12 protein-coding genes are annotated in these 15,250 nt (G+C 39.6%); 10 read left to right on the top strand and 2 right to left on the bottom strand.

The window, feature by feature from the left end; translation table 11 throughout:
* The first annotated feature begins 51 nt into the window (after positions 1-51).
* From ACWTVK_RS06655 to dcuC, 8 genes are all read left to right on the top strand, one after another.
* Positions 52-717: a hypothetical protein gene (locus ACWTVK_RS06655; protein WP_308522447.1), complete on the top strand. Its 666-nt coding sequence runs from the start codon at positions 52-54 to the stop codon at positions 715-717.
* A 134-nt stretch (positions 718-851) separates the two neighbouring features.
* Positions 852-2,918: an elongation factor G gene (gene fusA, locus ACWTVK_RS06660; protein WP_456046347.1), complete on the top strand. Its 2,067-nt coding sequence runs from the start codon at positions 852-854 to the stop codon at positions 2,916-2,918.
* Between the two features lie 367 nt (positions 2,919-3,285).
* Entirely contained in the window at positions 3,286-3,762 is a 477-nt protein-coding gene (locus ACWTVK_RS06665; RefSeq protein WP_456046348.1) for a YhcH/YjgK/YiaL family protein, read from the top strand.
* A gap of 4 nt (positions 3,763-3,766) precedes the next feature.
* Positions 3,767-4,660 (top strand): DMT family transporter, encoded by an 894-nt coding sequence (locus ACWTVK_RS06670; RefSeq protein ID WP_456046349.1) that lies wholly within the window; start codon positions 3,767-3,769, stop codon positions 4,658-4,660.
* An 88-nt stretch (positions 4,661-4,748) separates the two neighbouring features.
* Positions 4,749-5,690 carry a DMT family transporter gene (locus ACWTVK_RS06675; RefSeq protein ID WP_456046350.1) on the top strand — a complete coding sequence of 314 codons (942 nt, stop codon included), beginning with the start codon at positions 4,749-4,751 and terminating at the stop codon, positions 5,688-5,690.
* A gap of 192 nt (positions 5,691-5,882) precedes the next feature.
* On the top strand, positions 5,883-7,178 hold the full coding sequence (locus ACWTVK_RS06680) for an amidohydrolase (RefSeq protein WP_227720640.1): 1,296 nt from the start codon (positions 5,883-5,885) through the stop codon (positions 7,176-7,178).
* Positions 7,179-7,324: 146 nt separating this feature from the next.
* The gene (locus ACWTVK_RS06685; RefSeq protein WP_456046351.1) at positions 7,325-8,569 is read left to right on the top strand and encodes a M20 family metallo-hydrolase; all 1,245 of its coding nucleotides are present in this window, start codon (positions 7,325-7,327) and stop codon (positions 8,567-8,569) included.
* 156 nt (positions 8,570-8,725) lie between these two features.
* Positions 8,726-9,979: a C4-dicarboxylate transporter DcuC gene (dcuC, locus tag ACWTVK_RS06690; RefSeq protein WP_227720638.1), complete on the top strand. Its 1,254-nt coding sequence runs from the start codon at positions 8,726-8,728 to the stop codon at positions 9,977-9,979.
* Positions 9,980-10,117: 138 nt separating this feature from the next.
* On the opposite strand, the gene ACWTVK_RS06695 is transcribed toward dcuC, so the two are convergent.
* Entirely contained in the window at positions 10,118-11,296 is a 1,179-nt protein-coding gene (locus tag ACWTVK_RS06695; RefSeq protein ID WP_456046352.1) for an MFS transporter, read from the bottom strand.
* Between the two features lie 49 nt (positions 11,297-11,345).
* Positions 11,346-13,571, bottom strand: a complete 2,226-nt coding sequence (locus ACWTVK_RS06700; protein WP_456046353.1) for a tetratricopeptide repeat protein — start codon at positions 13,569-13,571, stop codon at positions 11,346-11,348.
* 182 nt (positions 13,572-13,753) lie between these two features.
* Here ACWTVK_RS06700 and ACWTVK_RS06705 point away from each other — a divergent pair, with 182 nt between their 5' ends.
* Complete coding sequence (locus tag ACWTVK_RS06705) at positions 13,754-14,137, top strand: hypothetical protein (protein WP_456046354.1); 384 nt, start codon at positions 13,754-13,756, stop codon at positions 14,135-14,137.
* Positions 14,138-14,202: 65 nt separating this feature from the next.
* On the top strand, positions 14,203-15,132 hold the full coding sequence (locus ACWTVK_RS06710; protein WP_456046355.1) for a DUF805 domain-containing protein: 930 nt from the start codon (positions 14,203-14,205) through the stop codon (positions 15,130-15,132).
* The last annotated feature ends 118 nt before the right edge of the window (positions 15,133-15,250 follow it).

The raw sequence follows: 15,250 nt of genomic DNA on the forward strand, positions 1-15,250 counted from the left end.
TGGGGTAGTTTTACCTATATATAGATGGGGCCCCATTACATGAGGTGTATTATGGAGACGAAATGGTATTCTGATTTTTGGCGGTTGTTTGCTAGTCCTTTTAAAGGCGGTATTGATCAAGTTGTACAATCGGGGACATTGAATAAAGGATTCTGGGGCACTGTATTCTTGTGGGCTATTCCATATATTATATTGGCTTTATTTGGGACTATGTTAATTCCATTTCTCCCTCATAATGAATTTACTGGTTTAACCTATTTAATCGGTATCGGTGCCAGTTTTATGTTCATCTTTGCATGGCTTATCAGTATCGGCTGGTCCTTTGTGATGGTGGCCATTGGTTCCTATGTATACAACTGGGTTATCACTAAGATGGGTGGTACCGACAATGTACAGGCGATTATGAAAGTTAGTTGGTATCTACAAGGGTATGGGGTACTATTATTTAGTATTGGTTATACGATAATCTTGGTTTTAATGGGCATGTTAGGACTTGCATTCGATAGTAGGGCCTTTGCTGGTGTTATCTATTTTGTGGGAACAATAGCCTTATTGGTTATATCTATTTGGGTATCCTTAGAACTTATGGCAACACAAGTAATGCTTTCGAAGATGAAAGTATTCATTGCGTGCATCTTAACGTCCATAATCTTCGCTATAATTTGGGCACTTTTCATGGCGCTTCTTAGCGGCTGTGCCTCTTTAGTGGGTAGATAATACTCATATATAAATTAATATTAATAAAGAGTCCTCTTTTTTTGATAAATTTTTTCGAAAAAAGAGGACTTTTCTATTTGGGTGTCGAAATGTAATAGCAAAAGCCGTAATTTGCCATTAAGGAGGCGATTCCGATGAAAGAGTACAGTAGTGATAAAATTAGAAATGTTGCTGTTGTTTCCCACGATGGTGCGGGTAAAACAGCTCTTGTCGAATCTTTGTTGTTAACCTCTGGTGCGGTTGATTTCGTAGGTAAAGGCCAAGACAATAAACATATTATGGACTTTGAACCTGAAGAAATTAAACGTAACGTAACTATCCAATTGGGCATGGCTCCATGTGAATGGCATGACCATAAGGTTAACTTCGTAGATACTCCAGGCTATAATGAATTCCATGGTGAAGTTCGTGCCGCTTTGCGTGCGTGCGATGGTATGTTGATGGTACTATCCGCCACATCTGGTGTAGAAACTGACACAGTTCGCGCATGGGATTATGCAGTGGAATTACAAATGCCACGCATGGCATTTATCAATAAAATGGATGTGGATGGTGCCGATTTCTTCGGTACTATTGAAAGAATGCGGGAATTATTTGGCAAAGGCATTATGCCATTGCAGATTCCTATCGGTGAAGGCGCCAACTTTGAAGGCGTCGTAGACGTAGCAAAGATGACTGCGTTTACTTACAAGGACGGCCAACCAACAGAGATTGCTGTACCAGCTCACCTTATCGAAAAGGCTCAAGAAATTCGGGAAATGACCGTAGAAGCCGCGGCTGAAGGTAGCGATGAATTGTTGGAAAAATATTTAGAAGGCGAAGAATTATCCTTAGAGGAAATTCGCCAAGGCTTGCGTGAAGGGATGATTAGTGGCCGTGTGTGCCCAATCATGTGTGGCAGTGCCACATCTCGTATTGGCCTAGATCAAGTATTGGATCGTATGATCCGTTACATGCCGGATGCAACTAAAAAAGTGATGACCGCAACTGATGCTGGAACCGGCGAACAATGTGTAGTACATGTAGATAAACCTTTAACTGCATTCGTATTTAAAACATTGTTAGACCCATTCGCAGGCAAACAAAGCTTTGTACGTATCTTCTCTGGTGAACTAAAAGAAGGCGATCGCCTCTTTGATGTAAATCAAGGCGTAGAAGAAAAATGGGGCAAGATGGTTACCCTTATTGGGAAGCAACAAATCCCTGTATCTGCCGCTAAAGCTGGCGATATCGTAGTGATACCGAAATTGGCAAATGCTAAGACTGGCGATACATTAACTGCTCCTGACTTTAAAGTGACATACGATGCTATCCGTTTCCCTCAACCTCTATACACAGTAGCATTAGAACCTGTGAAAAAAGGTGAGGAGGAAAAATTAGCTAGTGCTGTTCTAAAAGTGGCAGAAGAAGATCCTACTTGTGTAGTAGTGAAAAATGCTGAGGCCCGTCAACTACAAATCGATTGTATGGGCGAGGTTCATCTCGAGCATATCCTCAACAAAATGGATCGTAAATATGGCGTACAAGCTAAACTTGTGACTCCATATATTCCATACCGCGAAACTATCAAAGGCTCTGCTGAAACCGAGTCTAAATATAAAAAACAAAGTGGCGGTCATGGTCAATATGGTCACGTTAAGATTCAAGTGGACCCATTATATGATGGTACGGAATTTGCGTTCGTAGACAAAATCTTTGGTGGTGCTGTACCTAAACAATACATACCAGCAGTGGAAAAGGGTGCCAAAGAAACCCTAGATAAAGGCTTAATTGCGGGATATCCTATGATTGGCGTGCAAGTGACACTCTTGGATGGATCTTACCATAGCGTAGACTCCTCAGAGTTAGCATTTAAAGTAGCTACGTCACAGGCTATCAAGGATGTAATTCCTAAGGCGAAACCAGTCCTATTAGAACCAATCTATGAAGTTAACGTGTTTGCACCAGATGCTTTCATGGGCGACATCATGGGTGATTTGAATAGCCGTCGAGGTCGTGTATTAGGCATGGAACAAAGTGAAAGAACAGGTATTTCTGTTGTTAAAGCACAAGTACCATTGGCTGAAATGGCCGACTATGTAACTGCATTGCGCTCTATCACTCAAGGACAAGGCGTATTTAACCGTCAGTTCTATACTTATGAAGAGGTTCCACATAAGCAAGCGGAAGAAATTATCGCTGCTCGTAAGACTCAAGAATAAAGTAAGACCATGTCCACGTACTGTATCAAATACAGTTAGAATCACTACAACTGAATAGATAATTGCATATCGTAACAACTTAATAGCATAACAATTGACGTAAGTCATAAATTTGAATAGTATTTTACACGAGCCCTCCATATATGTAGCGTATGGAGGGCTTTTACTATATTTGAAATAGATTAGGATAGAGCTTAATCGATAACGGAGAATATTGGAACCTAATCACTGGTATATATAGATGCAGTGGAAATAGCAGTGGAAATAATAGAATTGCTAGTCCTTTATGTATATATGTGCTAACATTAAGATAATATAATTGCTTATGTATCGGGTGTTATTTCCATATATCGGGAAAGGATCGTATATGTTTTTTTCTAGCATTACTGCAGATTATACAAAAATGGGGTATCCTAAAGCTATCGTACGAGCTTTGGATTTCCTAAAAAATACAGATTTGAAAGCATTGTCAGGCGGCCGTCATGCCATTGAAGGGGACATGATGTACGCCAATGTAGACGATGTAGAAACAAAATTATTTGAAACTACAAAACCTGAGTCTCACCGCAATTATGTAGATATTCAATTCATGGTATGCGGCGAAGAAAATATGGGCTTTTTTGTAGATAAAGGCCTCGTAAAGCCTGTGGAGTCTCATCCAGATCGTGATTGTTATTTCTACCCAAACGAAGCTGTCGATGAAGGACAAATCCATTGCCCAGAAGGGTACTATACAGTATTCTTCCCATCTGATATCCATAGACCACTATTAGCTGTTAATGATAAGCCTATTAAAATCCGCAAGGTTGTTGTAAAAGTACATGTGGATCTCTTAGGCGAGTAATCCTATGAAGCGATATGAAATTATAGGTGTCTTACTAACCCTATTAGGTGCTGTTTTATGGGGCGTATCAGGTGCTTCAGTACAGTTCTTAAGTAACTTTAGGGATATGAACTTGGAATGGCTAGTCACCATGCGATTAATTACAGCAGGACTGTTGACTGTTATCTATGCATGGTTTAAATATGGTAATTCTATCTTCCATGTCTTTCGTAGTTTAAAAGATACAGCAGGCCTTATCGTTTTTGGCGTATTTGGCATGGCTTTATGCCAATATACATACTTTAAATCTATTGCTTTAGCAGGGGCTGGTATTGCGACGGTACTCCAATACTTGGCGCCATCAATGATTATTATTTATATGCTAACTCGTTATGGTAAAAGGCCCTCTAAAGGGGAAATTATTTCCGTTATACTGGCCTTGGTAGGTACGGTTTGTTTGATGGGGAATGATGGCTTTTCTATGGAGCGATTCCCATTGGCAGTGCTCGTATGGGGACTTCTATCTGCTGTAGGGGTCGCTGTATATAGTGTTTCTCCTGTAGATTTACTATATAAATATGGAACCTTGCCGATTGTAGGATTTGGTATGCTTCTCAGTGGTATTGTTGCCGCCATATTGTTCCATCAACCTAATTCGTATGCGATGTGGGATGTATGGACTATTATTGGTTGTTTCAATGTTGTCTTTCTTGGGACCATCGTATCCTTTAATGCTTACTTGGAAGGGGTTAAACGCATTGGCGCCGTTCCAGGATCCATCTTATCATCTATTGAACCGATTTCAGCAGCTTTCTTTGGATGGGCTTTGTTAGGCAACCAATTTAGTGCATTAGGGCTAATTGGGATGGCTATGATCATTGCTACTGTTATTATAATTGCTCTAGAAAAACGTACATAGTTTGAGGTCTCTTTGCTGGATATTGCGGTTTAGAGGCCTCTTTGTTATGATTGTACATAATGTGAAAGTAGTTGTTAGAGGAGGTTGTATGGAGGAAAAACAATGGAAAGGTATGAGCCTAGCCATTCTGGGAGCCTTGTTTTGGGGGCTTTCAGGCACATCTGTACAATTCCTTGAAAATGCAAAGCATATCAATGTGGAGTGGCTACTAGAAGCGCGTTTGCTCATAGCAGGTATATTGTCGATAGGCCTTGCCTATATAAGGGATGGTAAGCGTATTTTCTCTATCTTTAAAGAACCAAAGGATATAGGGAAATTATTAGTATTTGGTATTTTAGGTATTGCTTTAGCTCAGTACTCATACTTCAAGGCTATTGCCATTTCAGGCGTCGGTATTGCTACGGTCCTTCAATATGTTGCGCCTACGCTGATCATTATCTATTTATTTTTGAGATACTTTAAAAAGCCATCTGTACCAGAGCTTTTCTGTATTGTATTAGCCTTGGTGGGAACACTCTGTATCGTCATGCAAGAAGGGCTAGATATTTCGAACTTTAACGTGCTTGCTTTATTTTGGGGGCTTGTATCGGCATCCAGTATCTGTGTATATACATTGCAACCTATTGAGCTATTAAAGAAATATGGCACCACATCCATTGTGGGCTTTGCCATGTTTATTTGTGGTATTTTATCTTTAGCTATGTTTCAACAAGTAGAATCGGAAGCCCTCTGGGATGGCATGACCTGGTTAGGATTATTCGCCATCATCATACTTGGTACAGTCGTATCCTTTAATGCTTATATGGAAGGGGTTAGACTCATTGGTGCTATACAAGGCTCTATACTTTCATCATTAGAACCAATCTCAGCAGCGATCTTTGGATGGGTATTGCTAGGGAATCATTTTACGCTGGTCGGTATTTTTGGCATGATTTGCATCATTGCAACCGTATTCATTATCGCCTGGGATCGACAACGTCAAATTAAACGAGAAGTACTAAAAAAATTAAATAAAGAGGAAATTGTGTGATCTGCGTATGTATGCTCTTTTATTTCTAAAAATATCAATATAAGTTATAATAGATACAAGAATTATTATTGATGTATATAGAAATTTATAATTCTGTATACATAATCTTATTGGTTGACTATTTAATTAGCTATTTGTGTAGCTCTTAATATAGTTGAAATATAGGTATCTATTGTATTTTAGGAGGTAAGTATGTCTGTAAAAGATTTCGTACAACAACGCCGCGATGATTTTATCTCTATGCGTCGAGATTTTCATATGTATCCAGAGCCAGCTTGGCTCGAATATCGTTCTGCCGCTAAAGTAGCTGAAAAGCTAATTGCCTTGGGTTATGATGTGGCACTCGGTGCAGAAGTGCTTGATTTAGATTCTCGTATGGGCTTGCCGAGCGAGGATGTTATGAAAGCAGCCATGGCTCGTGCTATGGATGAAGGTGCTGATCCTGAACTAGTAGAGAAGATGGGCTATGGTAAAACAGCTATTGTGGCAACTATGAAGTTTAGTGATGATGGTCCTGTAGTAGCGTTCCGTGCAGATATGGATTCCAATGATGTAATCGAATCTAAAGCATCTAACCATATTCCTGCTAAGGCTGGTTTCCGTTCTCGCCATGAGAAGGCTATGCATGCGTGTGGTCATGATACACATATGACAATGGGCCTTGGTCTTGCCGAATATATTGCTACACATAAGGATGGCTTGAAGGGTACTATTAAACTTATCTTCCAACCAGCAGAAGAAGGCGTGCGTGGTGCTAAAGCGATGGTAGAGGCTGGCGTAGTAGATGATGTTGACTTGATGTTCGGTATGCATATCGGATTTAATGAACAGTTATCTAATTGCTTTGCTTGTAGTGATCATGGCTTTTTAGCGACTACAAAACTTGATGCTGTATTCCATGGCTATTCTTCCCATGCAGGTGGTTCTCCAGAAAAGGCTCAAAATGCCATGCTTGCAGGCTGTACAGCTGTTATTAACTTACAAGCCATTGCTCGCCATAGTGGGGGTGCATCTCGCATGAATGTAGGCGTTTTTGAAAGTGGTACAGGTCGCAATGTTACTCCTGATGTAGCAACACTTAAATTAGAAACTCGTGGTGCTACTACAGAGATTAATGATTATATGATTGAACGCACTAAGACCATTATTAAAGGTGCTGCAGAAATGCATGATTGTACCTTTGAAATTACAAAACAAGGTGAAACTCCTGCAGGCCGTATTAGCGATGATTTAGCTCGCGAAGTACAATCTATCATTGAACCATTAGGTATTTTCAAAGAAGTACCGTTCGATTATAGCGGTGGCGGTAGTGAAGACTGTGCGTATTTCTTAAATCGTGTTATTGATCGTGGTGGTCGAGCAACCTATATGGTATTGGGCTCAGCTATTAAAGCACCTCATCATAATCCATTATTCGATATTGATGAAGAAGACATGCTAAATGGCATTATTGCGTTAGGTACAATTGCTACTCACTATTTAAAATAGGCTATATTGATTGAGATATTGCGATGTATATATCCAAACTATAGATGCATAACTATATAGATGTATAACTATATAGTTATGCATAGAAATATGTATAGTGGGCTATAAGTTAGATGTAATATGAGTATTAGATTGTGGGGAGTTATATGATTCAACGAGAGCGTTTAGCTAAGGACTTTGATTCTATGGCACAGTTGACTGCACCTGGTGAAGGTATTAATCGTCTAGCTTTCACCGATTCTGATTGGGAAGGTCGCCAATATATTATTGATTGTATGACTGATGCGGGTCTAACTGTAGAGATAGACGATTTTGGAAATGTGCTAGGCTATAAGGTAGGTAAGAATCCTGATTTACCGGTTGTCATGGTTGGTTCTCATACGGACAGCGTACCTAATGGAGGCAATTATGATGGTGTTGTGGGTGTATTATCTGCTATCGAAGCGGTTCGCAGTATGACTGATGATGGTTTTGAACATGACCATACTATTGCAGTAGTAGACTTTATGTGTGAAGAGTCTAGCCGCTTTGGAGCAGCCACATTGGGTAGTAAAGCTATGCGCGGTGAATTGACATTGCAAGATTTACATCGCTTAGTAGATAAACAAGGCATTTCCTTGTATGACGCATTAAAAGAGCGTAATTTAAATCCAGATGCTATTGAGCATATGGAATATAAGCGACCTGTAAAGTCTTTCACAGAAATTCATATTGAACAAGGTAAAGTGTTAGAGCACGAAGCTAAACCCATCGGCATTGTAACAGGGATTGCCGCACCAGAGCGGTTCTATGTAACCATCCGTGGCAATGCGGATCATAGTGGAGCCACACCAATGAACTTGCGTCATGATGCGCTCTGTGGGGCTTCAAAAATTATCCTCGGTATAGAGGAGATTGCATCCATGCAAGAAGAGCCTCCAGTAGTGGGTACAGTCGGTGTAGTAGAGGTTGTGCCAGGAGCGATGAACGTTATTCCTGGGGCTGTTAAACTGGGCGTAGATATTCGCAGTATTTCTAAGGTGGCCCGAGATTCTGTAGTTACCCTCATTAAGGAATTTATTGATGTTATTGCAGAGAAACGAGGCTTATCCTATACGATTGAGCTTGTTGCACAAGATCATCCGGTGGCGATGCATCCTGTGATGATTCGCGAAATTGAAGAGGCTGTTAAGTCTGTAGGCGTAGACCATATGACTATGCCAAGCGGTGCTGGTCATGATGCCATGCATTGGGCTGATGTAGTTCCTACAGGGATGATTTTTATTCCATGCCGCGAAGGTATCAGCCATAATCCGGCTGAATTTGCAGATATGGATGACATCGTTACGGGAGCTAAGATATTAGATACTGTGCTAAGAAAGCTTAGCTTAGAAAGTACTAAACTTAACTAGATTGAGTACTATAGAATATTTGATGTAGATATAATTTAGTTAGATCTGTGTTAACTAGCTAAGATATCATTTTTTACGTGGTTAGAAGGGTGTATTCCGTAATAGAATGGCAAAGAATACTTGCTATTGGTAGGGAATACATGGATTGGAGAGATTATGGTTATTGCTGGTATTGTTATCGTAGTGGCGACGTTTATCGCCATTATTAAACAGTTTGAAACACGGCTCGTGTTGTTATTATCGGGCTTGTTAATGTGCTTTATTGGTGGGCAGTTTAGTGCTGGTACGACAGCCTTTGTAAAAGAGCTTACAAATCCAGGGCTTGTACCAACCATTTGTACAGTGCTTGGTTTTAGTTATGTTATGGAGTATACAAAATGTACAGAGCACATGGTATATTTCATCTCTGCAGGCCTAAAAAAAATGACTAAAATCATCATTCCTGGTGCTGTTATTATTACGTTCTTGATTAACATTGCGTTACCTACAGCGGCAGGCTGTGCAGCTGCAGTAGGTGCTCTATTAATTCCTGCACTTATTCGCTCCGGTGTGCATCCAGCAATGGCAGGCTCTGCTATTTTCCTAGGTACATGGGGAAGTGCATTGAGCCCAGGTCTTATGTTTAACCCACAAGTAGCACAACTCGCCGGTGAAGACGTAATGACCGTTATTGCGAGCTTCTCTATGCAAGCTATTATTGGCATTGTCGTAGCAGCTATTTTGCTCAATATCGTAGCTATCGTTAAGAAAGAGCATACAGGATATGTATTGAAAGATGCTAACGAAGAAGAAGGTAAAGAATTTAAAGTAAATTATTTATATGCTATCATCCCAATTATTCCGCTTGTATTACTCGTACTCGGTAGTAAACAAGTAGCAGTGATTCCTGAAATTTCTGTTCCTGTATCTATGCTCATTGGTACAGCTATCGGTATTATTGCCGTACGTCCGAATGTAACGGAAGCAGTTAAGAAATTCTTCCGCGGTACTGGCGATGGCATGTGTGATGTAGTAGGTCTTATGGCTGCTGCTGCAGCCTTTACAGCTGGTATGCAATATATCGGCCTTACAAGTGCACTCATTGATGGCATGAAGAACTCTCAACAAATCGCTCAAATTGGTGCAGCCTTTGGTCCATTCTTATTAGCTGTTATCTCTGGTTCTGGTAATGCAGCAGCCCTTGCATTTAACGGAGCTGTTACACCGCATGCGGCAGACTTTGGCTATGGCATTATGCAACTCGGCTCCATGGCCCAATTGGGTGCTGGCATCGGCCGTAGCATGAGTCCAGTAGCAGGTGCAGGTATCATCATTGCCGGTCTTGCAGGTATTAACCCTATGGAAATGGCAAAACGTAATGCGGTACCATGTATTATTGCTACAGTAGTGATTATGCTATTGTTATTATAATTATAATTAGATGAAAGTAGTTGTGCAGTTGTAATGCTATAAAGCGCATCTGCTCAACGACCTTAAATTTAAAATTCACAAGAAAAGAACCCTATTGTGATCAAAATCATGATAGGGTTCTTTTTATATATCTTTATATTATTTAAGTTTGAAGCCAATCCAGAGAGCGGAAATAATAAATAAGCCACCGCTAACCCAGAATAGGGTAGTAAAGCCTAGCCATGCCATAAGGCTAGCACCGCCAACAGACCCTAAGAAATAACCAAAAAACAAACAAGATTGATTATAGGAAAATACTTGGCCTGTAAATTCTCGAGGCGTTTTTGACGAGAGGTAAGTGTTTAAGGCAGGCAACATGCCACCTAAACCAAAACCTTGTAGGAACCTGATTATTGCAAGTTGATATACATCAGAAACATAGGCTTGAGGAATATTTAGAATCCCTACATAAATAAGAGATACTACTAATACTTTACGTGGCCCGATCTTGTCGACTAATTTACCAAGTGGAGAACTACTCATAAGTTGAGCAATACCCATAGCGGAGAATACAGCGCCTGCAATAAATGCTAGATTTTCTGTATCACTAGGAACGATTCCCTTAATATATACAGAGATAACAGGTTGTAAGGACATGATGCATATTGCATAGATAAAGGACGCTACACATAATGCGACAATACTATTAAATTCCGGTATTTGCTCTTTCAACTTACGGAGGGAAAGTTTTTCAGGATTCGGTTGTGGTACATAATTTTCATGGATGAATATAGTAGCCAGCACACCAGCTAAACCCATGAGCGCACCGACGATGATGAAGTCATTACGAATGCCTACTGTATCTGCAATATATCCACCTAATAAAGGCCCTATTAGTGAACCAGCAAGGTTGGCAGAAGCTAGTAAACCTAAAGCCCAACCAGTTCGTTCAATAGGTGATTCTGAAGCTATTAATGTAATTGATGCCGAGTAAAAGCCACTTACTAGACCTTGGACGAGCCGGATTAAAACAACCCCTTCGGGTGTAGTTTGAAAAGCAATTAATATATTACATAATGCCATGCCAAAGCTAGATCGTATTAATGTAATTTTGCGACCTTTTTTGTCCGCCACACGCCCCCAAAATGGTGCTGCTAAGCAAACGATTATATAGGTTGCGCCAGTGGCTAACCCAGACCATAAGGACATAGCTTCTGGAGTTTGCACGCCTAAATCATGAAAGTATAAAGGCAGAATTGGAGCTAACTGGCTTACACCAAAGGCTGTACAAAATACACAGACTAAACTGATGTACACCGTTCGTTTCCACGTTTCCAACGTATCCCTCCTTTCTTAGTTTTAGTACGTTCTTAATAAAATAATACCCTTATTTCTTTTTAATTTCATCCCAATCGCTTAAGTCAGGAAGCTTATTGCTAGTTATAGATTCCTGAATCCAGTAGTTGATGGAGGTTAAGTTGCAAGATTCTCGTTCAAAGCCATATACGATGTCGTCCTCTGTGTCGTCTTCTATAGTGATATAGAGGCTAATGTGTAAGTTTTTACCTTTTCCACGCTCGATGAAGTAGCTAATACCTGGATCGTCGAGGTTAGATGGGCGAACCGCCATGATATCATACTTGCCATTGGCTACGCCTTCTAAGGCATCCTTAATCATTTGATTGGAAAGTTCATATTGATTGAGGTAGAAGATATCGTTGTCGCAAGTTAATACATATTCCCGTGGAGGCGTAGTATTTTTGTACTGTTTCTCCCAACTTTCATCAATAATAGGCAATGTAGCATGATCATAGAACTCTTTAATTAAAGCGAGGCCCTCAGGAATGGACATTTCTTTAAAGTATCTGATTTCATATACTGTAGGCTCCGACTTTTCATCTCGTTCATCAGTAGCCTCAAGGTAGCCGTATAGATAGATTGTACAAGAGTTTTTATCTTCATTGTGGAACATAACGATACTGTACACATCGTAAATGACGTTTTCTATGGATTGACGATTATCGTAGATGATAAAGCTGAGATATTTTTGTGTATCCCATTCCCGTTGAATGAAATTCCAGTCGTATTTATTGGTGCGCCAACCAGTAGTAGAGTCCTCGAAGATTTCTAATACATCAACAGAGTTTTGAGGCCATGCAGGTGGCATAGGATTACACGTTGTAGAAGATTGCTTTATGCCTTCTTTGTACTGATAGTGTCCATTAACGAGTTCAAAGGCTTCTAATCGCTCAGACGCTTCGTCAGGAATTACCAGCGGCTCACCAGTACTTAACCAATTATCATTTCTTGTGTTAATACGTCTGATGCTTTCACGAGCATGCTCGTAGAACGTAACGGCTTGGTCTAAATCAGGTTCTTTTGTAATGGCACCAATTTCGTAGCAATAGCCGGCTGCCAGTTGCCATAGATGGTCAGCATAGTCATAACTACCGTATCTATCGTGACATTTGCTAGCCTGATTAACGCACTCTATGGCGGTTCTTATGGCAGGGCTATTACCTTTTTTGAAAGTAAATACATAAGCGAGATATGGCCAGATAGCATCGAGAGTGTAAATAGCTGGTTGTTGCAATAAGTGAGCAATGCGCGACCAGTCTTGGGACTGACCATCGATGTTCAAGGTGCGAATAATGATGGCTTGCATGGTAACATAAGCGTGGTCGTCAAAGTCTAAATAATCTGGGCTTATAGCAGCGCGCTCGTAATATCTGAGGGCCTTTTGAATATCCTGAGGGATTCTTTTGTTAGACTCACGTGGTTTTGCATAGTACTCGGCAGCTTCACGCAAACACATACCATTATTCATGGCGGCGCCGCGCTCAAAATATTCAAGCGCTCGTTCATGCTCCCCACGTGATTTACAAATATCACCTGCTAAATACATCATGAGTGGCAAACCTGCTTTAGCAGCTTCAAAAATGACTTGTTCTTCCATTTTCTTATTGCCTTGTTCTACATAGGTAATGCGCAAGTTGCGGTATGCAATAACAAGGCCTGCCTCGGCAGATTTACGCAACCATTGCTGAGCAATAGCAGTTACTTTATTGGCCAATCTACGTTGATCTGCTTGTACAAATAAGCCCTTTAAAAAACGGGCAAAGCCAGATGGTTCACCTTCATTAGCCACCTTTTTAGCCGATGGTAAGATGTGATAATCCCCCCATTGATATACATTGGCAATGGCGTAGGCACAGTAAGAACAACCCTTTTGGGCACCCTCATAAACGCGCTGGAATGCTTCGTCCTTCGTCATAGGCAACTCTTTTTCAATGGTTGGTGTAAGGGCACCAGAGGTACGCATAGCTTGTAAAATAGCGATGGCACTGCCTTTGCGAATAGCCGTATGTAAATAACTATATGCCTTTGAGTCATCCTCAGGAAAGCCTGCCTCAATCCACGTGAACTGAGGGCCAGAATAGACGCGCGCCAAAATAGCGTACACATCGCCAATACCAGGAATCGTTTGGCCTTCCTCGTCTAATTTCACAAGGGTCTCAAGCTCAGCCTTGCCCTCCCAAGCGATATCTTTATTACATTGATGGAATATTTTATTGAAAGACTGCTGTATTTGATCAGTAAAATAAAAACTCATTCTCTCTCCTTCGCATAATAATCAGTAGAAGCTGATAACATATGTAATTTCAGTATACTATTAGTGTTTAGGGGAAAACAATATAAATTATCCATTGCTTAAGGAATAATATATTCAATTTTAATTATTTATATTAGAATAGATAGAAAACTGGGTGTGATATAACAATAAAAGGGATGAATATGAGAAATGTTAATTTTGATATGATGATTGCAGCCTTAGTTATGTTGATTCTTAATTGTAGAGGGTATTATAAGTATGTTATGGGCAAGCAACTTTCTGAGCGTGAAGCAGCTAGGAGAGAATTTATGCTATTTCCCAATTTATATAAATGGGTCTGTATATGTAGTTCTTTATTGATTATTGTTGCATTTACTTATTATTGTATTGAAGGTTTAACGGAAATTTCGTTTAGATTTATGATGATTGCTGGCATTTCTTTTGTTGTAAGTCGAATACTACAGATTGCTCAAAAGAAAGTATCTAAAGACTACAAGAATAGTCTTATTGTGATAGTATTTTTGAGCTTTATATTATTATTGTTTATCTATATGTTTTTGTATTGATTATGTTTACATAGCTTTAATTTGTAGATATCCTTCGGTATGAGAGAGAAGAGAGATTTATTTTAATGTGGTTAGATAATGAACTTTCACTATTTAAACAAAATATAGAAATGCAGCGAGTGAATCAACGTATAGGCCGATTGGCATTTTTATGGGCTGTACTTGGTTTAATAGGAAGTAAATTTTTAGCGTACCTTCTATTTGTGGTATTGATAGGATTTATTCAAGATGGTTTGTTTCAAGGCAGTACATATTTGTCATATATTTATTTTGGATGTTTGCAGATTATACATATAGTAGTAACTATTTTTTTACTTAAACGTAGATTGAATGACAGTGGTTCATCCTGGTGGTATATGATTTTAGTACCCATAGCATACCTAAGTTTGTGGGTATATTGGGGTATGAGTTTTAGTTTGGAATCTATATCCGAAACCTTTATAAATGCAGGCTTTCATTGGGACGGATTTTTCTGGCAGTATTTTATCTTGGCTTGCTTTGCGTTGCCACTTAGTGTGCCAGATTCTAATAAGTATGGTTTAGATGAAGGACGAGATAGATATAATAACTATATTATTGCCTATACTCGAAGTTCCACGATTACTAAAGCTACAAATAATAGTAAATTTGACTATATTTGTAGCTGTATATGGGATGTTTTATTTGCTAAGTCATTTGATATTAAAGGAAGAGCTTCCGTATCAGCTTTTTGGGTTGGTCTCATAGGAACTCGTCTTTTCATGGATATCATTATGAATATGGTTATAGCCGTAGTATCGTTAATTGTTCAGCTTGGTATACCTCTTTATATACCACGTTGGGGATTTATGTATATCCTGATATGGCCAGCTATAGCAATGATTACATTAGGCATACGTAGACTTCATGATTCCCTATTAAGTGGGTTATGGATTATTGGTCTTTTCGTTCCGTATATTAATATTTTTGTTAGCTATCATCTTTTGTTTAAAAGATCTTGGCATATTGAAAGTTAAGATTCTCCTTGACTTTCATTCTATAGAAACATTATAATCAGATTATAATTTTATACTCGCCTAAAAGAAACCGATGAGGTGGAGATAAAAATAGGAAATGCACTCACAGAGAGCGGGA

The organism is Veillonella sp. Ser01, from assembly GCF_053850375.1.

Excerpts from the sequence above, each read along its gene's own strand:
- ACWTVK_RS06655 (WP_308522447.1), top strand. The coding sequence starts at position 52 with ATGGAGACGAAATGGTATTCTGATTTTTGGCGGTTGTTTGCTAGTCCT.
- fusA (WP_456046347.1), top strand. The coding sequence starts at position 852 with ATGAAAGAGTACAGTAGTGATAAAATTAGAAATGTTGCTGTTGTTTCC.
- ACWTVK_RS06665 (WP_456046348.1), top strand. The coding sequence starts at position 3,286 with ATGTTTTTTTCTAGCATTACTGCAGATTATACAAAAATGGGGTATCCT.
- ACWTVK_RS06670 (WP_456046349.1), top strand. The coding sequence starts at position 3,767 with ATGAAGCGATATGAAATTATAGGTGTCTTACTAACCCTATTAGGTGCT.
- ACWTVK_RS06675 (WP_456046350.1), top strand. The coding sequence starts at position 4,749 with ATGGAGGAAAAACAATGGAAAGGTATGAGCCTAGCCATTCTGGGAGCC.
- ACWTVK_RS06680 (WP_227720640.1), top strand. The coding sequence starts at position 5,883 with ATGTCTGTAAAAGATTTCGTACAACAACGCCGCGATGATTTTATCTCT.
- ACWTVK_RS06685 (WP_456046351.1), top strand. The coding sequence starts at position 7,325 with ATGATTCAACGAGAGCGTTTAGCTAAGGACTTTGATTCTATGGCACAG.
- dcuC (WP_227720638.1), top strand. The coding sequence starts at position 8,726 with ATGGTTATTGCTGGTATTGTTATCGTAGTGGCGACGTTTATCGCCATT.
- ACWTVK_RS06700 (WP_456046353.1), bottom strand. The coding sequence starts at position 13,571 with ATGAGTTTTTATTTTACTGATCAAATACAGCAGTCTTTCAATAAAATA.
- ACWTVK_RS06705 (WP_456046354.1), top strand. The coding sequence starts at position 13,754 with ATGAGAAATGTTAATTTTGATATGATGATTGCAGCCTTAGTTATGTTG.
- ACWTVK_RS06710 (WP_456046355.1), top strand. The coding sequence starts at position 14,203 with ATGTGGTTAGATAATGAACTTTCACTATTTAAACAAAATATAGAAATG.